This is a genomic window from Alteromonas sp. RW2A1, assembly GCF_001886475.1.
GTDB classification, from domain to species: domain Bacteria; phylum Pseudomonadota; class Gammaproteobacteria; order Enterobacterales; family Alteromonadaceae; genus Alteromonas; species Alteromonas hispanica.
On sequence record NZ_CP018031.1, the window covers coordinates 75,247 to 100,230 of the forward strand.

The following is a 24,984-nucleotide window of genomic DNA, read 5'->3' on the forward strand; positions in this document are numbered from 1 at the left end:
AATGAGTGAGAAGTGGACATGAAACAGTATAACTGGAGCGCATATGCTCGCTTAATGCGCTTAGACAAGCCCATTGGCTTTTACCTTTTACTCTGGCCAACTCTATGGGCATTAATTATTGCTTCACAGGGGTTACCATCGCTCGGTATTACCGCTATTTTTATCGCGGGAGTGATTGTGATGCGCTGTGCAGGGTGTGTTATTAATGACTATGCCGATAGAAAGGTTGATGGAAGTGTAAAGCGTACCGCTGCTCGGCCCCTAGCTACAGGTGAGGTGACGTCAAAACAAGCGTTGCAGCTTTTCGCTTTGCTCATTGCCATTGCGTTTGTCCTGGTTCTGTTTTTAAATTGGCAAACCATAGCGCTATCTGTGGTGGCACTGTTACTTGCTGCTTCATATCCCTTCATGAAACGCTACACGCATTTGCCACAGGCTGTTTTGGGCGCCGCATTTGGGTGGGCTATCCCCATGGCATTTATGGCGGTATTAGAAACTGTACCTGCCTATGGCTGGTGGTTGTTTATAGCCAACCTCACTTGGACAGTTGCTTACGATACTATGTACGCCATGGTAGACAGAGACGACGACCTTAAAATTGGAGTGAAGTCTTCTGCAATACTATTTGGCAAGCAAGATGTCACTATAGTTATGCTTTTAGAGGCAGTTACTCTTACTATTCTGTGGTGCGTTGGTTTAGCGATAGGGGCCGCATGGCCATACTTTGTGTCTGTTTTAGTAGCTGGTTTATTATGTGTAAGGCATTACCAACTAATAAAACGCAGACAGCGCGAGGGCTGTTTTACTGCGTTTTTGGAAAGTCATAGAGTTGGTCTTTGTATAACCATCGGACTAGCGGCGAATTATTTATTTTTCGTTTAACTGGCTTTCAAGCTCGGTAATACGCGCTTCCATCATATCCAGTTTTTCACGTGTTCTAATGAGCACCTGGCTTTGAATATTAAATTCTTCGCGTGTGACTAAATCGAGTTTCGACAGCTGCGACTGAAGTACTGTTTTTACGCGTGATTCTGCGCCTTCGGCCATATTTTTTACGCCTGGCGGTACAGCATCTGCAATCTGTTTCGCTAACTCTTCTAGTTTTTTCGGATCCAGCATGGAATTCCCTTATAATACACAGCTCAAAATAGTCATTCTATTCTATCGGTATCGACACGACATGCAATGAAAACCGTGAACCGCAAAATTAGCTAGCCGGTCTAGGCCGTTTATTACGCGTATCTTTTTACAGGTATCTTTGCACTACGTTTGACTGATGACAAAACCAACGTGATTTATTCGTCACCGACGACTATTAACTCTGCTTTAGGAACACAATGAAACTCAATGATGCTCAAGAATCTGCTGTTACCTACGTATCTGGCCCGTGTTTAGTATTGGCAGGGGCAGGCAGCGGTAAAACACGAGTCATTACAAATAAAATCGCCCATTTAGTTCGCAACTGCGATATGCCGGCACGCTATATCGCGGCGGTAACGTTTACTAACAAAGCTGCTCGTGAAATGAAAGAGCGGGTGGCTCAAACCTTAGGAAAGCCCGAGGCAAGAGGGTTAAAAGTATCTACATTTCACACGTTAGGTTTAAACATTATTAAATCGCATGTGAAAGATTTGGGCCTAAAGCCGGGGTTCTCGCTCTTTGATGATAAAGACTCCATTTCTCTGCTTACTGACCTTACAGCCGACACACTTGACGGCGACAAAGACCAATTAAAACTGCTGCAAAGTTGTATTTCTAATTGGAAGAACGATCTTATTTTGCCCGACATGCTCCTTAAACAAGCCACAAGCACGGGAGAAAAAGAGTTTGCAGAAGCCTACCGGCGCTATCAAGATAACCTTAAAGCTTACAACGCATTAGACTTCGACGACCTTATATTGCTGCCCACTTTATTGCTGAAAACAAGCGAAGAGATAAGGACAAAGTGGCAAAATAAAATACGCTATCTATTGGTTGATGAATATCAAGATACAAACACCAGTCAGTATGAATTAGTGAAGCTGTTGGTAGGCGAGCGCTCTCGATTTACCGTGGTGGGAGACGACGACCAATCTATTTATTCATGGCGCGGTGCGAAGCCTCAAAATCTAAACCTATTGCAAAAAGATTTTCCGCGCCTAAACGTTATTAAACTTCAGCAGAACTATCGTTCGTCTGGACGCATATTGCACTGTGCAAATATTCTCATTCAAAACAATCCGCATTTATTCGATAAAACCCTATTTTCTGAGCTTCATTACGGCGAACCTTTAAAAGTGATTGAAGCAAAAAACGAAGAGCACGAAGCGGAGAGGGTTGTTGCCGAGCTACTGGCGCATAAGTTTATGAACCGTACTAAGTTTAAAGATTACGCCATTCTTTATCGCGGTAATCACCAAAGTCGTTTGTTTGAAAAGTTACTCATGAGTAACCGTATTCCCTACAAAATAAGTGGGGGCATGTCATTCTTCGGTCGCACTGAAGTGAAAGACATCATGGCTTACCTACGGCTGCTGGTAAACCAAGACGATGATAATGCGTTGCTGCGGGTAATTAATACGCCGGGGCGGGGTATTGGTAGAGCTACCTTAGAAAAGCTGGGTAACTTTGCAAATAGCCTGGGGGTTTCGATGTTCGAAGCTGCTACGCACAATAACTTAAATAGTGTGCTGCCGGATAAAGCATTTCATTCGGTGTCAGGCTTTGCGCGCTGGATTGTTGAATTGTCTGATAACGCTGAGCGTGGAAATACGGTAGAGGCAGTGAGAAGTATGATCCGTACCATGGGGTACGAAGAGTGGTTATACGAAACTAGCGCAAGTCCTAAAGCTGCGGAAATGGCGATGGCTAACGTAAGTACACTGTTTGGTTGGGTGAACGATATGTTAGAGGGGAACGATCTCGACAGCCCCATGACGCTAAATGAAGTGGTAAATCGCTTAATACTTCGCGACATGATGGAGCGGGGAGAAGAAGACGGTGAAAGCGACCAAGTTCAACTCATGACGCTACACGCGTCTAAGGGCCTTGAGTTCCCCATTGTATTTTTAGTGGGTATGGAAGAGGGCTTACTACCTCACCAAAGCAGTGTCGATGAAGATAATGTAGAGGAAGAGCGCCGTTTAGCTTACGTAGGGATAACCCGAGCGCAACGAGAGCTTATCTTTAGTTTGGCAAAAGAGCGCAGGCAGTTTGGTGAAGTTATTCAGCCCGAGCCAAGTCGATTCTTATTTGAATTGCCCCCAGACGATATCCAGTGGGAAAATCAAAAACCAAAAGCGACAAAAGAAGAGCGCCAACAAAAAGCGCAGGTAGGAATTGCAAATTTACGGGATATATTAGGTAAAAAATAAAAAAGTGAATGTTTACTAACTACGAAGCGCACTGGGGTGTGCAGTTACTCGGTGACCTTAGACATGTCCAGCACAGTTGCGCGTTCAAGCGCTTTGCCTTGTCCGTAAACACAATCAATGTCGTTAAGAGCATCAAGCTGAGATTTAGCGTCTACGCCCTCAGCGATTACACTGAATTTTAAGTGCTCAGAAATCAGCATGACAGACTGAATAAGTTTTAGGTTACGTTGTGATCGAGGTAGGGATTTAACAAATCGATGATCAATTTTAATAAAGTCGAAAGGGTAGGCAAATAAATAGCTAAGAGAGGCTAAGCCGCTACCAAAGTTATCTAATACCAAGGTGACACCAGCGCGCTTAAGCTTTTTAATGGCTGGGAGTATAAACTGCGAGCGACGATTTAAATCATTTTCATCGAATTCAAACACCAATTGCTTGGCTTTAACGCCTTGCTCTGCAATAACTTCGGTCATTCGATTGACCATAGAGGGCTGTAATAGATGATTGATTGAAACGTTTACAGCAATGCGCTCTATAGGAGTATCGGTAGACTCATAACGCTTAATTAATTCGCACGCTTTTGTCAGCTGAAAGAGATCCAAATCAATCGTTAGCCCGCTGTGTTCTGCAACTTGCCTAAATTGCTCTCGCGCAATTTTCCCGTAAGTGGGATGAGACCAGCGAATATACATTTCTCTATACAGAGTGGTTTTATCCCCAAGATTGACTACCGGCTGTAAAAAGTAATCAAATTCCTCGTCTCTAAGTGCTCGTCTAAACTCATTCTCTAGCTCAAGCTCTTCAATTAACCTTTCACGCATGCTCTTATCGAACATTACAAAGCGCCCACGGCCCAGTGTTTTTGCTTGATACATGGCGGCATCTGCATCGCGCAACACTTCATCAGCGGCATTGTAGTAACTTTGAATGTGAGCAATACCAATACTTGCTCCAGAGTACATTTCTCGACCATCCAGTAAAAACGGCTCTGAAATAGACGAAATAATGCGACGAGCTACTTCTTCTACATCGCTACTGTCTTCAAAGTTATCCAATAAGACAACGAACTCATCACCGCCTAAGCGGGCCAATAAATCATGGCCGCGAATGCAAAGCGCAATGCGTTTCGACACTTCAATTAAAAATTCATCGCCAGCGTGGTGGCCTAATGTATCGTTAATTACTTTAAAGCGGTCTAAATCGATAAATAGTACCGCAAACATGTTTTCGCTATAACGCTGCTTGCTAGCAACGGCTAATTCTAAGCGGCTAGTAAACATGGCTCGGTTGGGTAAGTCGGTAAGAGAGTCGTGATGAGCGTCGTGAATAAGCTTTAATTCGATTTCTTTACGTTCATCAATTTGCTGCTGTAAAAAGCTGTTAGCGCGGTTTAATTCAGCAGTGCGTTCTTTTACTCGCTCTTCTAACTGAAGATTATACTTTTGAATTGCCTCGGTGTTGCTCTTGCGTTCCATAGCCACAGCAATATGGTGCGAAACAAAGCGCAAAAGTTCTTGGTCTCTCGCAGTATATTTGGCGTGCTTACCATAAGTTTGTACTGCGATTACACCGGCAATATCGCCATCTACAACTAGCGGTGAGCCCAGCCAAGAGTTAGCACTCTTAAGCATTTTCTGAGCAACGGTAACGTCTAATTCACCGCTTTCAGCCAATTGTAAAACGCGAGGCGGGTTTATTAATTCCGCTTGACCAGTGCGAAGCACAAACTCAGTTAAACCACGACTCATTGGCCTTGAATTTATACTGGCCTGATTAGTATCACTGAAGTAAGGAAACTCTAGTTTGTTCTGCTCTCTATCTACAATAGCGATGTAACAGTTTGGCGCACTAATAAGCCTGGCGAGAATTTCATGCAGACTTGAATAGAAGACATTCATATCGCCTTCAAGGTTGGCCGCTAACTCTGATATTTCAAATAACGCCTGCTGTAGCGATTCTACTTTTTGGCGTTCAAGGATTTCTTCTTGTAAATCGTCGTTAGTTCGTCTCAACTGTCGCGTGCGATCACGAATAGTGCGTTCAGTAAGCTCTCTGTTTTTAACTCTATCTACAGTGGTTACAATGTGTTGAGACACAAACAACAGAACCTCAAGGTCTTCTTGCGTGTAGTGAACACCTTCATCGTAGGTTTGAACTACCATAGCCCCTATAACTTGGCTTCCACGTTTAAGTGGTACGCCTAGCAGTTCAAAAGGCGGAGAGCCAACAAGTTTAAACCCTAATTCTTTGGAAAGAGATTGCTCTTCGTCACGCTTGTAAAAAAGGTGATTACCCGTTTTAAGAATATAGCCGGTCATGCCGTCCATTAACGATTCCGCGGGAAGCTGGCGAACCGTTTGTTCGTCAAATTCATCAACGAAATAAGAAAAGTCGACAACATTGCTTTCGGGGTCGTAAAAGGCTACGAAGAAATTGTCCGCGTTCATAAAATCGCCAATGATTTCATGAATAGACGTGTAGAGATGGTTTAGATTACTAACTGAACTGGCGAGTTCGGAAATGTCAAAAAGCGCTTTCTGAACACGTTCAGCGCGCTTGTACTTATCTGTAAGCTGTTGAAGCTGCGGTATGAGTTCCCGCAGTTCTTCTTCAGACAGCTCAGATTGTGTCGAATTTGATGACATTCCACTCGCCAATATAAAACTAACATTTTATGTAGCGGAATAACTTACCTCATCCACTGAAAAAACGCTAATTTTTCAAACAACTTAAACTAAAGCAGACTAGTTTAAATTCCTTCGATCATATACTCGATAGCGGCTTTAATATCGTCTTCTGAACAGTTGCCACAAGTACCCATTGGAGGCATAGCGTTGATGCCGTTGATAGCATTTTGCCAAACGCCGTCTAAGCCGCGTTCATCAAGGCGTGGTTGCCAATCTGCTGCTACCTGTAATTTGGGTGCGCCAAGAACGCCTGCGCTGTGACACGCAACGCAAGCAGAATTGTAAATGTCTTCACCAGATTTTGCTCCGCCTGCCGCAGCAGCGTCGCCTTGTGCTGCTGCACCTGCAACATGCACTTTACCTAGTGGTTTAATACGATCTGCAATTTCATCGTTACTCATTTCTTGTGCTTGTGCTGCAAAAACAGTAAGCGCTGTAGCAGCAACAGTTAACCAAGTCTTTAATTTCACATCTGTCTCCAGGCAATGATGAATTTGTTTAAAATATAACACGCCAGATTATAACGGTAATTGGCGGTTGAACAACTATTAGAATCCAATTACCTATAAAAAGTAAGGATTTTTAACAATTGGGCTTTGGTAAAATAAAAAGAAAAGAACAAATTAGTTGATGCTCGCCGTAGCCCTAAGTATCATACGCCTCGTTTGCAACGTGTGATTATTAACATACATTAATGTCTGCAAACGTCTTTAATGCACCTGTAGCTCAGCTGGATAGAGTGTCGGCCTCCGAAGCCGACGGTCATTTTGAAACTGGGTCACTGGGCAAACGGTCAACAACACTTTTGGAGTGTCTTGGTCGAGACTGACACTATAAATGATGTAACCCGCTACGCACCTGTAGCTCAGTTGGATAGAGTGACGGCCTCCGAAGCCGTAGGTCGCGCGTTCGAATCGCGCCAGGTGCGCCATTTCCTTCTTTTTTGAGAGTTAGCCCTTGTGACTACTTCCTGTAGTTTTTTGGGGTCGTGACGTAGTCGTGACCAAAGTTTACTCAGTGCTCGAACTTACATTGTATTTCACATTATCTACAGTGACCACGGTAGAATAAGTAGGAAAATTTTAATTAGTGCTTCCGCAAATTGCTCGTTCATGAAGTTCAATACCTCTGGTCCATCTTACAAACGGGAATAATTGAGTGCTTCCTGAACAGTTGACTGACATTGCAGGCCTCTCCCCCTAATGTAATATTTGAAAAACATTGCAAAAGGAATTCTATGACTTACCAGGCAGCAAAAGCAAAGGAGTGTATAAGATCGGTGTTCTGACCCGCTTGCACTTCGCGTTCATAGAGCCTTGAGTTGGTTAAACAAAGCTGAACAATCGCAAGACAACAGTGATTGCCAATTAATTTTCCTTTTCAAAATTAGTAGAAAATATTTCAGTTTGTTCCTAAACGTTAATTGAACCGTTCAACAAATGATAGTCTGAGGTTGAGATAGTCTTGATGTTTTGTTTATTGTTTAAATTGAATTGCGCTTAACATCATTAATATTAACGGATGGCCTGCTCTCCTTGAGACAATAAGCAACTAGACTTGCCATCAGGTTAAGCGTAAAACCTTTCATACTGCTATGTTTTGAGGGCCTACTAATTCTATCGGGATAGACTCCTCTTGTAACTATTAGCTGTTGAGCTATAGTGTTCTCCCATTAAAAATGAAATCCAATAGCAAATCTATATATGGTAAAACTGTAATGTATACGATAAGCCTGATTGAACATTTTGAGGATTGGTTTGTAATTGAAGAAGGACTTGATGAATTCTCTAAGCTTGACGATACATTGTCCGCATTTCGTAAGGAGTGTACTAATTTAGTTAACAGAAGCACTTCTGACACTGGGATTAGTCAGTTTTGCGAACAAGAGCTTGATAGCGAAGAAGACTATACGAATTATTCAAAAGGCTATGTCTTATCGATTGAGAACGATGGAGTTTCAGTTATTTCTTTTCATTTTGAATACGATATTGTTGGTAGAAAAATTTCTGACTTCTACTTAAATGAGTGCAGAGAAGAAGAATTAGAGGGTAAAAAGATGGCTGACATTGAACAGTCTTTAAGAAAATACATTCAACAAGTGTTAATGGTTACAAAACTAAAAAACTAAAAAACTAAAAAACTAAAAAACTAAAAAACTAAAAAACTAAAAAACTAAAAAACTAAAAAACTTAAAGTCGCTCAGTGATTCGAGCAAGTTTGTAGAGACTACTAAGTGCTCCAATACTGCTAATTTCACCACGCAAAGTCACAAAGTTTTGTGGCAGTACTGTGACCATCGGTGTTAACAGGCGAAATTTGGGTTTTGAGTGGGGTGAAGTAAGTTTTTGAAATTAATGGTATTTTTCATTATCGATATCTTGGAGCTTTTTTCATCCGAAATCGATTGGTTTTTAATTAAACCGGTAGTACCCTTCTGTAGTCACATCAATAAAGCTTATGAAGGTCATTGCGTGATCAGTAACCGAGGTATTGCATCATCTTCAATCCACACTATTGCATTCTGGCCAAATTTTTTGGCAAGCTCTGTCGAATAAGGCTTTCCGATATTTAAAAGTAACAAACTTTGTTCTTGCGGCCAGTCCTTGGCTTCGTCTGTACCAAAGCCCACAAAGTGCTGCATGTTCTTTTCAAGTATTATAGAGAGAAAATTTGCGTGCCGTCGCTCATTTTCCTCTTGCGTAAGAGAATTGCTGAAAGGGTTATAAGCGGTGATAAAGGCAGCCGTTGCACCGTCATTTTTTGCTAGAAATTGCAACAAATCGGCATTAAATTCGTTAACTCGCATGGTGATCTGAGGTTCAGTACAAACTACATATTTTGCATTCAGATAAGCTTGGATGAGGCTGCAGCTAACACTCATAAATCTTTGAACCATTAATGACGTTATTCATAACTGAAACACAATAATCAGTTTTTGTAAAACCTGCTTAGCGCTAACTGGATGCTCGATTGAAACCTGCTCACATGGCAGCTACTATGAAAAACCATGGGCATATTATGCAAAGCTCGGTCATAAGAATGATATCCGAAGAAACACAATTGAATGACAATCTTGATGACGAAGTAAATTCACTTCTAGAGCAAATCAACTCCATCGATAGCTGGACAGCCAAAAAGTTTGAGTTGAAGGCTAAACTTTTGAACCTTCTTAAAAAGAAACGATATATTGTGTTCAAGGGCCCTCCAAAGCGTTACTTGGCCTATAGGATTGGCTCGTCTTATTTGTATGACGTGCCTATGTATCAACGAGGTGTATTATCAAAATTCAGAGGTAAACGTGCCCGAATTATTTGCGTTGGTAGTGGCCGTTACACCAGAGAATATATGGCTGGGGTCGTAGGTAAGACACCTAAAGAGAGGCTTATACAAAAATTTGAGTAGCACTATTCTTTTCCTGCCTATGTTCTCGAATCTCAGATTATTTACAAGAGCCGGCGCTTTATTGTTTTTAAGGTTGATAATACTTCAGCAGTGCAGTGTTCGATTGATATTGAATATAAACATGATCTCAAATATTCGGATATTGTTTTCGTTGATGGCACAGTTGGTAAACCAAATGCTTTATTACATCAATGCTATGTTGGTAGCGTCGCTTTTAAAAGGATTGGTTGGAAGAGAGAGCATTTGTCTGCCTCAATAATTTAGGCAATAGAGCATATCAAACGCGATATTTGTCTGTAGTAATACTAACGACGTAAAAAGGCGTGATGAAAAGGCATAACTATTTTAACAAAGCTAAGTATTAATGTGACATTACTACTGTAGTGAATAGATTGGACATTCATTACTGATACGTTATCCTTGTCGTATTCCAAATTGAATATTTGGATTGGAATAGTAACGACCTAATCGTTCTGGTGTAGTAACGACCTCATACGTTCCAATGCCCCAATCTCAATATTCTCTTTGTGATTAGTTTTTGCTAAAAACAGGAGAATAAAATGTCAGTTCAATCATTAATAACTCGCCTAAATTTAGAGCTCTGTGAAGAGCAGGTAAGCGCTCTCAATCATCCAACCATCAAAAAAGTGACCGACTTTTTGGTTGATGTAGATGAGTCGGCCTTCCTCTACAACCCATTCGATAATTACAATATAGACAATTTCTATCGAGAGTTTACTCGTGAAATCACCGTGGCATCGAACGAATTGAGTAAGAAGGATAGTGTCACGAAAAGCGATGTGAAAATCATTTGTGAAGCTTTAGAAGTCTTGGCTCAATTGTTCCACGGTCAAATCTGCACGTTTCATGGACACAAAAAATTTTCTAATACAAGGAACGAAGTTTTAGCTGGATTTTGGACTCGCCTTTGTCGGAATCATGGGAAACAGGTAGCAATGGCCAAAGGGCTGTCGGATTATCTCAGTACCTGGCAAGCAACTCATGATGTTTTTCAAGATTACTGTGTGGAAAATGGGAAGGTGATAAGTCCCTCTTTGATGCCAGCGTTAGAATATATCGCTTATAATTTACAAAAAGCGCAATCAGAGACTGAGTTATCTGCATCCGATAAAAAGTCGCCAGAGCATAATCTGGCTACCTGGTGTTCAAAGGCAGATGAGTTGGGCGTTTCTAATATTCAACGCAAAAGCATGCTATTCCTAACTGCTTTTTGCGGATATTTTCATCGAAATAGCGTGAATAGACAGTGTATGATGCATTGGTTGAGGCCTACAACTAACGATACTGTCTCAGATGACAGGTTCTCAGGCATGCAAACGAGAAGTATCTTACAACTGATGGAGGAGTTAACTTTCGTCTTAGGGCGGACAAAAGTAGACAGGGGCTTTTTTTATAAAGGTTCACCTAGGCAGCCCATTCATCCGCGCTCAAATGGTATGATTGCATGTCACAATAACTATGACGAATTATCTATTTTTTCCACACATAACATCTATACCGAGTTTACACAAAAGCTAGGGCAGTTACTCTCAAACATTCAGTTGAGCGATGAAGAAGCATTTTTAGCTGGCTCCTATTTTTGTAAAACTTACATCGATAGAGACCCGATGGGTCTTAGTTGGTGGAGTGAGACTGCACTGCAACTATCGCCTCCAGTGTTTCGTTGTTTATTTAATATGCCTTCGTTTCAAAAAAAAGAGGAGCTAACAGAGTTTTTGCCTTTCCAGCTGCTTTTGTCAGAGGTAATCAGAAACAAAATACCTAGCGAAATTATTGACATCACATGGAGCGTTCAGTCTTACCTTTTCTTTAAGATGGAAAAAGAGAATAAAGAGCAGGTTCAGTTTCTGCCCCCTATGGAGTTTGCTGATAAAGCGCTCAAATGTATTGAGCTTTACAGAAAAGACTACCCTTCTATTTTGCAAAATCTGCCCGTGAAGTACATGTTGCCGCAAAAATACCTTCGCCCTGGTCTATTAAAAAATATCAAGCGCAAGCTAAAGCGAATTCTCTCGGAGCATTGGGGTTATGATATTGACAAAGATGTGTCGTTTGGGGGGCAAGTTCGATTAATGGCGAATGTATGTGTGCTTTATTCAATATTGGCGTTACGCGCTTCCCCTCAAGAGGAATGATAGATCGCGCGTTCGAATCGCGCCATGTTCACCAATTTCACCTTTCGAGTGTTAGTCTTCGAGACCATTTTATGTGCGTCTAACATTTACAAATTATATGGAGATACCATGAATTTTCTTTGCTACATCGCTAGCGACTTACATTATCTCTTTGACAAGGACGAACAAAAGACCGTTACCCTTTAGAAATCATTACATAGGGTGGAGATTGGAGATGCTAACAACTTGATACAAAAGCGTAATTTCAAACAGATTTTTATCTAGCTTGGTAAACTACATTAAAAGGGTTTCATTGAACACTTCAACACCCTGTAACGCTCAATTTTTTTGATTGTTTGTTGTTTGAAAATCTCCATCAGGTAACAAAACTTCCTTCGGTATGGCAGCTATACTAAAAACGAAGACAGAGCATGTAATATTCTCAGGAATTTGCCGCCAGAAGCTTATCAAAAAGAACTGTAAAACTTTAATCGAAAGTTGGTTTACGACGCGCATGTCCCTCACATATTCTAGACTAGCGGTTTATAAAATATATCTAATATTATGGCTATGTTCGGATTAACTGTTGTTGAATCGAAAAGAGCCTGTTTTCGTTAAGGTTTTCTGGATTATCCATAAACCTGAACCAACCCAGGTAGTGAACACTACCTGGGTTGGTTCAGGTTTATGGATAATCCAGAAAACCTTAACGAAAACAGGCTCTTTTCGATTCAACAACAGTTAATCCGAACATAGCCATTCACAAACTACAATGACAATACGGTAAACAAGGTAGAAAAGATATTGGGCATAGCACCTAATAACCTAGGGCAAACCGCCTATAAACGATATAAAATTATGATTTAAATCAAGTTTTCGAAAAAAAGAGCCGCTAGCTCATGCCTGCCTTTGCAATCTGCTTTGCGATAAATTGCAGAAGCATGGTGGCGTATAGTCTTTTCTGAAGTACTCCGCATTTCTGCAATTTCTGATAGCGTTAAGCCTCGCAATAAAAACATTGCCACTTCTTTCTCACTCGGTGTTAAGCCCCAAACATTAAACTGTGCTTCAATCGCTTTTGAAAACTGCTGTTTCGATTGATGCAGTTCCGCGGTTACTTTCTGCTCTCTTTCTGACGAAGCGGCAAGCTCTGCTTTTAATTCTTTTGCGTTGTTTGATCGTTGGCGAATATCAAAAATAAGAAAAATGAACAGCCCGGATGAAATCAAAATCAAAATGGATTCTTGAATCAGGTGGGTGAGGCTAGCTTCGTCGGCAACATCTGCATTTAAATCTGCAATTTTAAGCACAATAATACAAATTAAAGTAATAGAGAGTATTTTGTCTTTCATCGGTTGGTCGTCACATTCGGCTATATGTATGAAAATTAAACCAGTTGATTACCGCTGCGGCTCGCCTCATTGACTTATTTCCACGGTAGTTCCATTAAACCGCCTAAAGGTGAAACCTCCAAACTCTTCTCTATATTGGTGTGCTATTTCTCTTAGTGCACTGATGGCATACTCCTCACCTAGCACTAAGCCATAGTCTCCATCAGAGCGATAATGCACACCAGCGAAATTACGGCCCAATGAAATATTACTGGCGAGTTTATTAAGCTCACCCTCTATGGTGAGTGATTCACCCTTATAAGGCAATAATCGCTTTCCATCAGCACTTGTCATTACTGGGTCGGGAATAACAAAATCACCATTAAAGAACGCTTTCAGCATTGTGACAGCGGCGCCAGCCATAACGGCGTGAGCAGCTGGGTAAGTAGGGTGAAGCGGCGCGCCCTTGGGCGAGGCTTGCGGCAATAAATAGGTGCCATTTTCTTTCAGAGCTTTATCAAGCGCTTTGGAGTTCAGCATTTCTTCATGTATCGGGTATGCAATGCCATTGTCTGCTAAATGGTTGTGAACACGCCCGAAATATACTTCAGGTCGTGCACGCCTGTGTACTAGCCACTTTTGGTACCACGCTACTTGCTGTGACGGCATTGATACACGAGATAAAAGATCAATGGCATGATTAATACCAAATAGCGGCGCGCGAGCTTGAGACTTGGTTTTACTATAAGGATCTGATTTAGCAAATGCTTCATCACCAAACGAACCAATAATAAGGGCTGCGTTGAGGTAGGCCATGTTCACAAAATCGTGCAATACGTATTCGCCCAACGCTCTACCGCTATATAAATAGAGACTTTCGGCTTCATATAATGCTGTAGTGATACCAGAGGGCTTACCGCCGTTTTGTATACGAAGCCACTCGTTGTAATTTGTGAGGTGATCGTTACCAAGCTTGGGCACCTTATAGCGTTGAGGAATAGTAGTAGCGCCGTAAGGAATAGGCTTCAATAAAAATTGTGAAATGTAAGGCCCAACAGTTTCGCCAGGGCCTACACCCCTAAACAATGTTTGCGAGCTTATCTTGCCCTTTGTATGCGAGTTGTTTGATGTGGGGCCGCGAAACTCAGACAGCTGCTGTAAGTCTTTTGTGGCATCTTTAACTAGTGAATTACTTGCGTAGTCAGCAAAAGGTACATCTCGAAGTAACGCTTTCCACATTACCTCAACGGCTTCTGAGGCTTGCCATGCGCTATCAAACTCGGGAGCTGACGGTATTGTGAAAGTGTCTGGGGCGTCCCCTTCGTGAACACTTGCGTAGGCCGCGAGTGGATTACGAAGCCCAAACCCGTTTTTCACGCCCATAGGCACATTTTCAAAAGCAGTACTGTTACCTTCTTTGAGTGCCGTTAATAGTATCTCGTAAGCCTTTTCATCCACTACTCCCCACTCGTTATGAGGTAAACCTTTACTAAAACTGTTAAGGTAGTTAGGTAACTTGGTCTCATCTGGCGTTCGTTTTACGTCAGCAAGCGCAGTATTGGCAGTGAGTAAAAAGGCAACCCCAACGAAGACTTTAATGCAATTCATAACAATACAATTCTCTTTAGTATTACAACTCACAGTAAACTCATTTCTATTAGCCGTATGAAGAACAATTCGCTGATACCGATAACAAGTTTGGCTTTGTATAATATTTATAAATTTAGAATGGGTTAACCGTATAGCCCTCTTGCTGAAGTAAAGCGTGAGCGGTCATAGCCGATAATTGAATCTCTACGCCCTCTACCAGCTGGCCGCTTTCTACAGCTTTTGAAGCGGCGCTCTGACCACATAAAATTACGCGCACGTTGTTCTCTAAAAGTGCTTTTAGTAGCGGTTCGTTAGGGTTTGGTGTGTCGAACTTTTCTTGATAAGACACATCATTTAATAAATCAAAAACTGCGCTTCCGTGAACAACAAGGGCAAGGTGGATATTTTCTTTTTTCACACCTGCAGCAGCATGCATATTAATAAAGCGCGCAAGGCTATCAAACTTTCGGTTTACAACGCCTTCACCACTGGTACTGGCAACGTCGAAGGTAATGTTAAATTCGCTGTTTTCAGGTAAAGAATGAGAGGGCACGGGGGCGGTTTTTCCAAAGCCAGTGATTACTGGTCCGTCTTTAAACGTCGACATTTGAGCGTTAACAGCAGAGTTAAAGCTAAAGAGAGCGACCAAACAACAAGCCATCAGGTTTACGTTTTTTATTTTTAGCATGGTGTGTTCCTTTTAATTAAGAAGACTTCGGTGTTAAAAAATGCTGCGCCAGCATGCCAACAAGCATGGCGCCGATAAATAAAAGAACATCTGACTGAAGAGATACAACAGCAACCACGGCAGGGCCTGGACAAAAGCCACTTATTCCCCAGCCAATACCAAAACACGCAGATCCCAAAACCAATTTACTATCTATGGTTTTGCTCGTGGGAATATCGAACTTGCTAGCAAACATAGGTTTGCTTCTTTTGCGTACCCAATAAATGCCTGGGGCCGCCACTAAAATAGCACCGCCCATAACAAAAGCTAAAGTGGCATCCCAGTTCGCGCTAAAATCAAGAAAATTAAGCACCCTGGCAGGGTTACTCATTCCCGATACAACAAGCCCAAAACCGAAAAGTAGGCCGCTAAATAGCGAAGCGATAAGTACCTTCATAATCTATTTCCTCCGCTGTATTAAAGGTGTCTTATAATGTTTGTGGTAGCGGCGGCTGCCGCCATAAACGTCAGAGTGGCTACTATCGAGCGTGGTGATAATCGAGATAAACCCGCGACACCATGGCCAGACGTACATCCACAGCCAAGGCGAGTGCCAAAGCCTACCAGTAGCCCTGCTATTATCATCCAGCCCGAGCCTAATTGAGTCTCTACCTTAAAGCCGCCCATAAAATTGCTGTAGAATATGGCCGCTAAAATCATTCCTGCCAGGAATGCTAGTCGCCAATACTGTTCTGAACCTCTTTGGGTTAACGCACCAGCAGAAATACCAGAAATACCTGCGATGCGGCCTAGCGTGAGCAACAGCAGTACAACTGATAACCCAATGAGAATGCCTCCTGCTACGCCGGATAGCGGCTCGAACGGTGTCATAGTCCAGTTTTCCAAATCTTTTCTCCTAATTTGCTGCACTTAAAACAAGTTTATGCATTACATCACTGACTGTAGAAGTTCTTTAAATGCATTATTTCGCATATAAGTGTGCGCACTAATGCGTATGAACACAATTGATATTCTAACAAGCTTACAGGAGTATATACATTAAATATATATCTAGTATGTGCTTTTCATGGCTAAGCTTACCATGATGAGGTTTAGTCAAAAGTCAGCTAACTAGTAAATAACCTCATATTACAATATTCGGTATATATGGCGCTTTTAGGTGCTGTGTTGTGTACAGGTTTGTGGTTGCACCTTAGTCATATTGCCATTGCTGTCACACCCCCGTCCAAAGCGCAACCAGCGTATTTCATACCCATCGCCGAATTTAAAAATATCCAAGTGATAGCCAAACTAGCTTGTTGCTTTGTTGAAGACGTTTCTCTGTTTAATTAAAGTTAAGTTTTGCGGAACTGCTAATGTCCACCGAAGGGGCGAAACATTCTTCAAATGAATATCTAGAATAAAGTGTGCGTTTTTAATAAAAGTATTAGTATGTTGTTTTTCTGAACGAAAATTTAGAGTGCTTACAAGCATGTAATGGTAGTTTTAAATATTAGACGAAATTATGCCTGTTTAACTTAGTATTAGAATTGTAATACTCAATAAGTAATCAATATTACGTTCAAAACTGCTTGAGTAAGAAACTAACGGAAAAAAGATGACCGATAGACTGACTGGGCTTGCGTCGCGAAAAAGTTTCTTTGAGCAAGCTGCATCCCTCACCACGCCAGACGTGCCCTACACAATTATTTGTATGAAGATAGCTCGCTTTAAGCAGGTTAACGACGGGTTAGGCGATGAGTTAGGCGATAAGGTTATTGTGCAAATAGCGAAGCGATTACAGCAAACCTTTCCAAATGCTGCATTGCTTGGCCGAATGGCTGGCGGTAATTTTGCGCTGCTGTTTTACAATCTGTCTGAAAACGAAGTGGAGCATCAAATAACACGACTGCGAGATTTTGCTGAGCGTCCAATTTTGCTGCGGCGTGAAGTTATTGTACTAAGCGTTAACATAGGTGTAGCGGAGAGTTGTTCTCACTTTGATGATATTGCAGACGCAATTCATGCCGCAGAAGTAGCATTGCACAATGCACTAAGTAGTCGAGTGAAATTTTCATTTTTTGACACGCAGATGATTGCTGATGCGCGAGCTTCTCACCAACTTGAAAACGCATTGCGAGTGTCGTTAACAACACAGGCTACCGAGCTTCATACAGCAGTTCAAAGCGAAGAGTTTTTTTTGGTTTTCCAGCCAATTGTAAATGCAAAAAGTAAGCAGGTTTCTGCATTTGAAGCATTGTTACGTTGGCGTCATCCTAAAAAAGGGGTGATTTCTCCTACAGTTTTTATTCCAATTGCAGAGCAAATTGGGGTGATGGACTTGTTGGGTAGCTGGGTAATAGGCAGAGCGTGCACGCTCGCGGCCGCATGGCCTGAGACTTCTCAACATCAATCTCCCCGTATCAGCGTAAATTTGAGCCCTAGCCAGTTACAAAATAGGGCCCTTATTTACCAAACAGTAAAACGTGCACTTGACAAAAGTGGGCTTAACCCAAATCGTTTAAACTTAGAAATTACAGAGTCTCAGGAAATATCGAGCGGCATGATTGAAACCATTAGCCAATTAAGGACACTGGGTTGTTCGGTCGCGCTCGACGATTTTGGAACGGGCTACTCTTCGTTGATGGAACTCAACAATATCCCGATAGACTATGTAAAGCTCGACCGTTCATTTATCGCAAGCATTGGCGGAAAAGACGAGAAGCAAGAGCGCAAAGCACTTAATATGATAAGAGCCGTAGTATCACTGGTAGATGTTTTCAATCTTGTTCCTATTGTCGAAGGTGTGGAAACACAGTACCAGCTCTCCACATGCTTAGATGCTGGAGTTACTTTTATTCAAGGGTTTTATTTTTCACGTCCTCTTGAGGAGAACAATGTGGCCACCTACTTACAGACTAACAGCAGCGAGTAACCTTTATGTCACTTTTTCATATTGCTTATATCAGTCGTAATGCCATACATGGCGACGATAATGATGTTAAAACAGAGATTGCTAAAATACTTGAATCAGCACGTCGCAATAACCCTGCAATGCAAATTACAGGCGCGCTACTTTATTCCGGTGGCTATTTTTGTCAGGTTATTGAAGGAACAGAAGATGCGTTAGAAACGCTTTTTGAAATTATCCAAATGGATGAGCGCCATGCCGACGTTACCGTGTTGCACTTTGAGCCGCTAGAAGAAAGGAATTTTGCCGACTGGTCGATGGCGCTTGCTGGTATTGAGAATACATCAAGTTTAGAGCTGGAAGGCGTTTTAAAGTCTAAAGACGAAATGCAATTACGAGCTGCAGGTAAAAGTATCGTATCTACGCTAGATAATTTGATAAAGCAGCATCAAGCACTCATAGATTAAGTCATTCTTCTTCTACACAGCGTTTCACGTACGCAGGTTTATCTGTATGAGGAGTACAATAGACCTTTTTTACGTGTTACCGATATGCGTTATGGAAATCCCATAATGCTGAACTTCATGCCCTGAATTGTATTCGACCCTTAAGCGTTGACACCTTATGGCTCGCAATGCGCTATCGAGTATCGCTTCTCCATGACGCTGCCAATCCGACTCATATTCTAATTTAAGCAGGTTGGTGCTTTTATCAAAAGTTAACGAGCCAATTCGTTGTTCTGCTAAATAGATGAGAAAAACATATGCTGAGGGGGGGCGATTCTTCGCCATGCACATGCACCAATGTCAACGTTAATATTCTTCAGTATTGGTGAATATTTGCGAAGTACCAAGTGAAGTAAACTTAAAAACTTATGCTATTATCTATACATAATTTCGTCTATATGGAGAAAAAGTGTAGATGAGTTTTGCTCTTAAGGTTACTAGTACACTACACAAAGCCATAAAAAACGGGCACTTCGGTATATTTACGACTCACGATATTGCATTATCTTTATTAGAAAGCGCTGATGATAATTTTCGAAAAAAACTTTCTAAAGGTGTTTCAAGAGGGTGGCTATTGAAAGTATGCCGAGACATGTATGCATTGCCCAGTGATGAGCCTACAAAGCGAGGCGTGCTTGAATATATTGCATCGCGCCTGCATTGGAATAAATTCATATACGTCAGTCTCGAAAGTGAGCTCTCAAGGCAAGGAGTAATATCGCAAATTCCTTTTAGTTACCTTACCGTTATGACACAAGGTCGAAGTGGGAAAATAGAGACGCGATATGGAACCATTGAGTTTACGCATACCAATCGAAAAAACCGAACGGCAGAAGATGTGTATTATGATCCAGATACACGAATTTTCCGGGCCAGAGCCAAGCGCGCAATAGCTGATTTAAAGCGGGTCGGGAGAAATGTGGATATGATAAATGAAGAGGCAGTGAATGATTAGTGATTTGGTCTCTCAGGCGATTGAGAAGAACCCTCAATTAATAGGGTTGGAAGATGTAGTAGAAAAAGAGATTGTGCATCATGAGTTGCTTAACATTCTGCATAAAGAAGGGTTTCTGGGACATCTCACTTTTATCGGCGGAACGGCTTTACGTATGTGCTATGGCTCTAATCGCTTGTCAGAAGACTTGGACTTCACAGGAGGGGCGCATTTTTCACCTAAAGACTTCTCTTCGTTATCTGCCGATATCGAGTCGCACTTGCAAAACAAATTCATGCTAGACGTTAATGTGCGCGAGCCTTTAATAGACCGCAGTGACACATCAACCTGGAAAGTGACTATTATCAAAAACCCTAAGCGGCCAGACTTACCTTCACAGAAGATGCACATCGATATTTGCCGCTATGATTCATTTGATAAGGTTCAGCGCCCTGCTAAAAATTTTTATGATATAAATTCGCCTATTGAAGGCTTACCAATTCCGGTACAAAGCAGCAAAGAGATACTGGCCGACAAGCTGATTGCGTTAGCGTTTCGAGAGCGCCGGATAAAACCACGGGACGTGTGGGACTTAGCATGGCTAAGCCAACAGAACGTTCCGATTGAAGCTTCACTGGTAAAAAAGAAGCTTGTAATGCGTGGTAAAACTCAGAAAGGTTTTCTCAAAAATCTACAGATACACAGTGGATCCATTCTGACGTCGGATGAGACGAAATTAGACTTTGAAAGAGAAATGTTACGATTTGTCCCTAAAGATATCCGTGAACGTACCTTAAATCGCAAGGAGTTTTGGCCATATGTGGGTGAAACGATAGCCTCACAAATCGAGACAATTGGATCGGCGCTGAATAGAAATTCCACAAATGGCCACGGTTCGGACATGAAGATGTAGAGAGCAAAGCTCTCTACGCCCTAGAAAATATAAATAAATCCCACGCCAACCTCGGTTTCGTAATCGCTTCGCGCGATAGGGCTATCTTGTACGTCACTGCTGTAATACTCAAAAAGTGCCTCGCCATAAAGTTGCCAACTGTCATTGATATAGTGTCGAAAACTATAGTCAACGCCAATGGAACGCAGGCCACCGCTTAAGTTAGTTTCAGCCAATCCAGAGGCTTGTGCTTGCTCGGCGTTTATGCCGAAACCTCTATTGGCATACTCACTATCGTGGAACACGGCTACCAAGTTAATTTCATGGCCGGTACCGTCAATTTGGTCGCCAAAGCGGCGGCCTATGCCAAATAACCCTAAATTTCCATCTCCGCCGGTTACTACTCGGCTAACCAACCAGTAACGCCAGTCATCAGTAAATGACCGTCGTGCTTGAAGCACCAATTCAAACCCTTCATCTTGTTCACCTAAGCCATCGAGGTTTCCATCGTCAGAATCACCTTCTTCGCGGCCTTCTTCAAAACCTAATAAGGCTTCTAACAGCCATTTGTCACCTTGAAGTCCTCGCCAGCCAAATGCCTCTCCGGCAAAATAAAAAATATTATCGCCGCTGCGCCACTGCACGGCTCCTGCAGGTTGAAGTTCTAACCCAAATTCATCCGAGCCTTCGTAGGCGGTTTCGTATTCAATACCTAAGCCTAGGCCGAAGCTCCAACCGTCTTCCCCCTTAGTAAAGTCGTCTAGCGATGGCAAAGGAACCAGTGCAGCATTATTCTCTTGTGCCGAAGCCAATTGAAAAATGAGGCAGTAAATACACAATACAATCGAGATAGCCTTTTTCATGTAACAGAAACTCCACATTGTTATTTTTAATTGTAAGTTCTTAGTTGCGCAACACATCACACAGCCGAGTTTGCTATTGAGTTTCGCGCCATGGTTAATCAGTGTTTTTGAATCAGCCGATACGCTAAATAACAGGCTACGCTTGTAACGCAGATATTTGGCTTAACATGGACATGAGTATAGACGACCGTTCGGTGGTGCATATCGAAAATGTAGAAGCTGTTGATTTTATGTATGAATGGCCAATGATTATTCGACTAAACCCACTAGCAACGTGTGAGAAAAACTAACCGTTAATACAAAAAAGGGGTATTTCGTTGAGTGTTCACTGTATAAATACATGTGATACGAACCTAGGAGCGCAGCAAGTGTTAGTTAGCGATACGTTGTTCATTGACTTGCGCGGCATTGTGTTGATAAATGCCGTTTAACAACGGTGCTTCACTATTGTTAGTGTCAAAGCGCACAATAACCTTGACTCCGCGTACAACTCCTTTCAGGATCAACACATCATTTATTAGCTTAATTGAATATAAGGTTACCGTTATGAAAATAGATATCGCACTTTTGGAAGGGCAAAAACTACAGGCCAGTTTTGGCAAGCATCAAATCATCAGTGACCAAAGCGTATCAGCCGGGGGCGATGAGTCTTACCCTGAGCCGTTTGATTATTTCTTAGCTAGCATGCCTTTATGCGCAGCGTTTTTTATTCGCAAATTCTGTGAAGCCAGAGACATCAGCACAGACGGGATCAGTATTAGCCAAGACCACAGCAGCAATGCCGAAGATAAATTTAAAAAGGCATTCGCTATTAAAGTAACCTTGCCTGACGATTTCCCAGAGAAATATAAAAAGCCACTTTTGGCGTCTGCCAACAGCTGCACAGTGAAAAAAGTGATTCAGGCCATGCCAGAATTTAGTATTGAAATTGAAGAGTGATAGGCTAGAGATAGCTAACGTCAGTTAAAGTAAAAAAGAAATGGCGCCGTGAGCTATCAGCGCCCACCAACTATCTCTTTAAAAAGTGAGATATTTTGCGCAAACATGTCAGTATATTCTCGGTTATAGCCTCACCAACCTCTTTGTCAAAAAGCATATTAGCTTCCTGTAAAGATGATCGTAATGCTGGTTCTACCTTGTCCACTAACGACGTCATAATAGCGAGCGTTTGAGCTTCACTTATTCCCTGCTTTTTACCATGTTCAGGCCAGTGCCTAGGCATAATTTCATTCCATCTGTAGTGTGTGTTCTTACTGTAGACTTTCATTGCCATCTTTATTTTTTGTGCCTGAATATTCCCTTGCCCAAAATAAGGATAAGCACTGAGCACGTCATAAAATGGAGCCAGTCGGTAGCCATCCTGATTGAGTGTAATAGTGAAGTTCTTGCCATGACCATCAACTGCTGCAAGTAGCCAATACACAATCTGCACACGCAAAAATTCGAGTCTATCTTTATAGGCGTTTCTTGAGCCAGAAAGTAATTTCATAACTTCTTGGGAGCCCGGGCCGCCTTGTTCTTCATACTTTGAGCCACTTACTTTTCCTAGCGCCTGACAAATATCCTCTTGAGGAAGTCTTAAAATAACGTCTGATTCAACTTTACGATCAAAGCGCTCGACCACAAGTACCTTTTGATCTTCAAATTGTGCAATGTCACAATTGGCGACATCTAAACCCAAGTTTTTCATAAACGTCTGGCAAAACCATTCATTGTCTACACTCGAAGATAAGTCTACTCCCAAGCTTTCATGATGAAGAATAGGTGGCTTAAATATGTGCGTTGTTGGCGTTGAGCCGTGTGGCCTGCACCATTTTCCTCTCCATAGAGTCAGTGCTGTTTTTTCCTGAGCACCAGCAAGAGAAATTCTAAAGTCATCGCCTGAGTGCATACCCAACATTTTTTCAAAGCGAGTGTCTCTGATAATTTGTGCTAATTCACCCTCAGACAATGGTGAAAGCGTTAGAGAGGGTATTCCTCCTGTTGCAGGAGTTTCTGTAAATGTAAGCGCACCCACACAATCTTTTCCAATCTTGGCTAACAAGTCGAAGGGGTTAGCACTATCTGCACCTAATTTGTCTTTAATATGCTCTCTGATAGCGCCTGTATCGGGCAGCAAGTTATCAAAATAAGCATGTACAGCGTCTCCCGATATCTCAGCTCTTTGCATGGGCATGCTCAGAGAAATAGCACGGCTTCCTTCTACCTCTAACCAGTCTGGGGAGTACTTAAAGCTTATGCGCCCATTTTTTAAATATAAATCACCGACTGGAAATCCATTCATAGAGCAATAAAGGGTTTTGGTATGTGACTTTCGTCCCATTAGAATCTCAACGACTTTTTAGCAAGTGGAGTAACCTGCGTAGACTCTTCATCATTGTTCAGTTTGCCGACATTAAACTCTAAGTTTAGTGCCGCACACAGTTTGAGGAGCATTTCGGCCGAGACTTTTTCAGTTTTTGTTTCACAGTTGGAAATATCCCTTTGATATACGCCAATGCGTTCTGCTAAATCTGCTTGAGTCCAGCCTTTGAGCTTACGACTGTCTCTAAAAACCGCGCCTAAATCTTTTGGTGTGTTAATTTTCATATCAGCTTTTATGCACAATAGTGAATAAAATTAGTTTATGCAGAAATGTGTATAAAGCAAGTTTATGCAGATTATTATATAAAGTTAAAATATACATTGATTAGTATAAAATGTGACTATGCAGCATCTATTTCAAATTCAATATGGAACTTAGTTGTGCCTACTCATCATATTCAATAGACCAAAGAAATGACAACGATCGACTTACCGTTTGTCAGCGTAATTGAAAGAACGGTTACTTTTTATTGGTGAACCTGTAAAGCAGAAATGGGTGACTAAAAACAGGCGGTAAAAGCATGAACTACGAAAAATATTACGAGCCGCTGGTGGCCGTAAACTCTTCAGACTTTAATCGCTGCTTTTACTGTGGCTGCGAAGCTAATCACACCGACTACATTCCTCCTATATCCTTTATTCACCACTGGCGCGATGCAAATAGCGAAGCAGAATTTATTGCCGTTCTCTCCTGCAATGAGTGCTTCGATATACTGAAAAAGAAAAACAACGGCACGTTGCAAACCCGTTTCGATGTTTTAAAAGCGCTGCTTGCAGAGAAATACAAAAAGGCTATAACGGTATATAACATGTGGAGCCCAGAAGAGCTGGAGGAAATGGACAAAGCGTTTCAAATTAGCTTAAGCGCGGGCATAAATTTAGGCAAAGAAACTGTGTCGCGACTTAAATTCAACGGTTTCGACCACGAAATTGGCGGCAGCATTACCCGAGTGGGCAAAGCTCTAGACAAGTCTTATCAAGTATTTGACCAAACATTTGAAAACTTCAAATTAGCACTAGAGTACGCCAGCAGTACCTATCAAATTAAAAAGGGCCGTTTAAGCGAGCTGTACTTTGAAAACGGTGAGAGCTTCGATAAAGCGATAGAGGCGTTTCATCGCTCGGTGGAAGCGCGCAGGTTATTAGACGCAATCGAGAAGCCCTGCGAAGCCTTTGCAAAGCAATACAATCAGAACAGAAATCTAGTTATTCGCGAGGTAAAAAAATATTTGCTAGCCGATGAAAACCTAACGGTACAAGAGGCGTTAGATAAATTTTATGTCTTAAGGGTGAAAGAGTAGCGCAGAGATTAAAGAGGTCTATTGTTGCAGTCGGCTTTCGGTGAGATT

24 protein-coding genes, 1 tRNA gene and 1 pseudogene are annotated in these 24,984 nt (G+C 41.9%); 12 read left to right on the top strand and 14 right to left on the bottom strand.

From position 1 onward, the window contains the following. Positions 1 to 18 precede the first annotated feature (18 nt). Complete coding sequence (ubiA, locus tag BM528_RS00370; protein WP_071978187.1) at positions 19 to 882, top strand: 4-hydroxybenzoate octaprenyltransferase; 864 nt, start codon at positions 19 to 21, stop codon at positions 880 to 882. On the opposite strand, the gene ubiK is transcribed toward ubiA, so the two are convergent. Continuing rightward, entirely contained in the window at positions 868 to 1,119 is a 252-nt protein-coding gene (gene ubiK, locus BM528_RS00375) for a ubiquinone biosynthesis accessory factor UbiK (RefSeq protein WP_071978188.1), read from the bottom strand. The genes ubiA and ubiK overlap by 15 nt on opposite strands. Positions 1,120 to 1,337: 218 nt before the next feature. Between ubiK and rep the strand changes: the two genes are divergently transcribed. Then, the gene (rep, locus tag BM528_RS00380) at positions 1,338 to 3,353 is read left to right on the top strand and encodes a DNA helicase Rep (protein WP_071978189.1); all 2,016 of its coding nucleotides are present in this window, start codon (positions 1,338 to 1,340) and stop codon (positions 3,351 to 3,353) included. A 44-nt stretch (positions 3,354 to 3,397) separates the two neighbouring features. Here rep and BM528_RS00385 read toward each other — a convergent pair whose 3' ends face one another. After that, entirely contained in the window at positions 3,398 to 5,998 is a 2,601-nt protein-coding gene (locus BM528_RS00385; protein WP_071978190.1) for a sensor domain-containing phosphodiesterase, read from the bottom strand. Positions 5,999 to 6,102: 104 nt separating this feature from the next. Beyond that, entirely contained in the window at positions 6,103 to 6,510 is a 408-nt protein-coding gene (locus tag BM528_RS00390) for a c-type cytochrome (RefSeq protein ID WP_071978191.1), read from the bottom strand. 384 nt (positions 6,511 to 6,894) lie between these two features. Here BM528_RS00390 and BM528_RS00400 point away from each other — a divergent pair. Next, a tRNA-Arg gene (locus tag BM528_RS00400) sits at positions 6,895 to 6,971 on the top strand. 552 nt (positions 6,972 to 7,523) lie between these two features. Here BM528_RS00400 and BM528_RS18990 read toward each other — a convergent pair. After that, a pseudogene (locus tag BM528_RS18990) lies at positions 7,524 to 7,643 on the bottom strand (IS982 family transposase); the annotation flags it as partial. Positions 7,644 to 7,757: 114 nt separating this feature from the next. Here BM528_RS18990 and BM528_RS00405 point away from each other — a divergent pair. Beyond that, complete coding sequence (locus tag BM528_RS00405) at positions 7,758 to 8,168, top strand: hypothetical protein (RefSeq protein ID WP_071978192.1); 411 nt, start codon at positions 7,758 to 7,760, stop codon at positions 8,166 to 8,168. 336 nt (positions 8,169 to 8,504) lie between these two features. Here the strand turns inward: BM528_RS00405 and BM528_RS00410 are convergent, their stop codons facing one another. Then, complete coding sequence (locus BM528_RS00410; RefSeq protein ID WP_071978193.1) at positions 8,505 to 8,921, bottom strand: DUF3293 domain-containing protein; 417 nt, start codon at positions 8,919 to 8,921, stop codon at positions 8,505 to 8,507. A gap of 116 nt (positions 8,922 to 9,037) precedes the next feature. Between BM528_RS00410 and BM528_RS00415 the strand changes: the two genes are divergently transcribed. Continuing rightward, a complete protein-coding gene (locus BM528_RS00415; protein ID WP_071978194.1) occupies positions 9,038 to 9,442 on the top strand; it encodes a hypothetical protein in 405 nt (134 codons plus the stop codon). A 560-nt stretch (positions 9,443 to 10,002) separates the two neighbouring features. After that, positions 10,003 to 11,598 carry a hypothetical protein gene (locus tag BM528_RS00420; RefSeq protein WP_071978195.1) on the top strand — a complete coding sequence of 532 codons (1,596 nt, stop codon included), beginning with the start codon at positions 10,003 to 10,005 and terminating at the stop codon, positions 11,596 to 11,598. 842 nt (positions 11,599 to 12,440) lie between these two features. Here the strand turns inward: BM528_RS00420 and BM528_RS00435 are convergent. From BM528_RS00435 to BM528_RS00455, 5 genes are all read right to left on the bottom strand, one after another. Continuing rightward, entirely contained in the window at positions 12,441 to 12,929 is a 489-nt protein-coding gene (locus tag BM528_RS00435; RefSeq protein ID WP_071978196.1) for a helix-turn-helix transcriptional regulator, read from the bottom strand. A 66-nt stretch (positions 12,930 to 12,995) separates the two neighbouring features. Next, positions 12,996 to 14,516, bottom strand: coding sequence for a hypothetical protein (locus BM528_RS00440; RefSeq protein WP_071978197.1), 1,521 nt, complete (start codon positions 14,514 to 14,516; stop codon positions 12,996 to 12,998). Positions 14,517 to 14,631: 115 nt separating this feature from the next. Then, a complete protein-coding gene (locus tag BM528_RS00445) occupies positions 14,632 to 15,186 on the bottom strand; it encodes a DsrE family protein (protein ID WP_198033580.1) in 555 nt (184 codons plus the stop codon). Between the two features lie 16 nt (positions 15,187 to 15,202). Then, the gene (locus tag BM528_RS00450; RefSeq protein ID WP_071978198.1) at positions 15,203 to 15,622 is read right to left on the bottom strand and encodes a YeeE/YedE family protein; all 420 of its coding nucleotides are present in this window, start codon (positions 15,620 to 15,622) and stop codon (positions 15,203 to 15,205) included. 20 nt (positions 15,623 to 15,642) lie between these two features. Beyond that, positions 15,643 to 16,071 carry a YeeE/YedE family protein gene (locus BM528_RS00455; RefSeq protein WP_083595134.1) on the bottom strand — a complete coding sequence of 143 codons (429 nt, stop codon included), beginning with the start codon at positions 16,069 to 16,071 and terminating at the stop codon, positions 15,643 to 15,645. 712 nt (positions 16,072 to 16,783) lie between these two features. Between BM528_RS00455 and BM528_RS00460 the strand changes: the two genes are divergently transcribed. Continuing rightward, positions 16,784 to 18,100: a putative bifunctional diguanylate cyclase/phosphodiesterase gene (locus BM528_RS00460; RefSeq protein ID WP_071978200.1), complete on the top strand. Its 1,317-nt coding sequence runs from the start codon at positions 16,784 to 16,786 to the stop codon at positions 18,098 to 18,100. Positions 18,101 to 18,105: 5 nt separating this feature from the next. After that, positions 18,106 to 18,543 (top strand): BLUF domain-containing protein, encoded by a 438-nt coding sequence (locus BM528_RS00465; RefSeq protein ID WP_071978201.1) that lies wholly within the window; start codon positions 18,106 to 18,108, stop codon positions 18,541 to 18,543. Positions 18,544 to 18,612: 69 nt separating this feature from the next. On the opposite strand, the gene BM528_RS18415 is transcribed toward BM528_RS00465, so the two are convergent. Further along, a complete protein-coding gene (locus BM528_RS18415) occupies positions 18,613 to 18,867 on the bottom strand; it encodes a hypothetical protein (RefSeq protein WP_198033581.1) in 255 nt (84 codons plus the stop codon). A gap of 130 nt (positions 18,868 to 18,997) precedes the next feature. Here BM528_RS18415 and abiEi point away from each other — a divergent pair, with 130 nt between their 5' ends. Together abiEi and BM528_RS00475 are read left to right on the top strand one after the other, a co-directional pair. Beyond that, positions 18,998 to 19,537, top strand: coding sequence for a type IV toxin-antitoxin system AbiEi family antitoxin (abiEi, locus tag BM528_RS00470; protein WP_071978202.1), 540 nt, complete (start codon positions 18,998 to 19,000; stop codon positions 19,535 to 19,537). Beyond that, a complete protein-coding gene (locus BM528_RS00475) occupies positions 19,530 to 20,429 on the top strand; it encodes a nucleotidyl transferase AbiEii/AbiGii toxin family protein (protein WP_071978203.1) in 900 nt (299 codons plus the stop codon). Before abiEi ends, BM528_RS00475 begins: the two co-directional genes overlap by 8 nt. Before the next feature lie 20 nt (positions 20,430 to 20,449). Here BM528_RS00475 and BM528_RS00480 read toward each other — a convergent pair whose 3' ends face one another. Continuing rightward, positions 20,450 to 21,271: a MipA/OmpV family protein gene (locus tag BM528_RS00480; RefSeq protein ID WP_071978204.1), complete on the bottom strand. Its 822-nt coding sequence runs from the start codon at positions 21,269 to 21,271 to the stop codon at positions 20,450 to 20,452. A 546-nt stretch (positions 21,272 to 21,817) separates the two neighbouring features. Between BM528_RS00480 and BM528_RS00485 the strand changes: the two genes are divergently transcribed. Then, positions 21,818 to 22,210, top strand: coding sequence for an OsmC family protein (locus BM528_RS00485; RefSeq protein WP_071978205.1), 393 nt, complete (start codon positions 21,818 to 21,820; stop codon positions 22,208 to 22,210). A 70-nt stretch (positions 22,211 to 22,280) separates the two neighbouring features. On the opposite strand, the gene BM528_RS00490 is transcribed toward BM528_RS00485, so the two are convergent. Together BM528_RS00490 and BM528_RS00495 are read right to left on the bottom strand one after the other, a co-directional pair. Continuing rightward, positions 22,281 to 23,594 (bottom strand): type II toxin-antitoxin system HipA family toxin, encoded by a 1,314-nt coding sequence (locus BM528_RS00490; RefSeq protein WP_071978206.1) that lies wholly within the window; start codon positions 23,592 to 23,594, stop codon positions 22,281 to 22,283. Further along, positions 23,594 to 23,860 carry a helix-turn-helix domain-containing protein gene (locus BM528_RS00495; RefSeq protein ID WP_071978207.1) on the bottom strand — a complete coding sequence of 89 codons (267 nt, stop codon included), beginning with the start codon at positions 23,858 to 23,860 and terminating at the stop codon, positions 23,594 to 23,596. The genes BM528_RS00490 and BM528_RS00495 overlap by 1 nt, the downstream gene beginning before the upstream one ends. A gap of 296 nt (positions 23,861 to 24,156) precedes the next feature. Here BM528_RS00495 and BM528_RS00500 point away from each other — a divergent pair, with 296 nt between their 5' ends. Then, the gene (locus BM528_RS00500) at positions 24,157 to 24,936 is read left to right on the top strand and encodes a hypothetical protein (RefSeq protein ID WP_071978208.1); all 780 of its coding nucleotides are present in this window, start codon (positions 24,157 to 24,159) and stop codon (positions 24,934 to 24,936) included. The last annotated feature ends 48 nt before the right edge of the window (positions 24,937 to 24,984 follow it).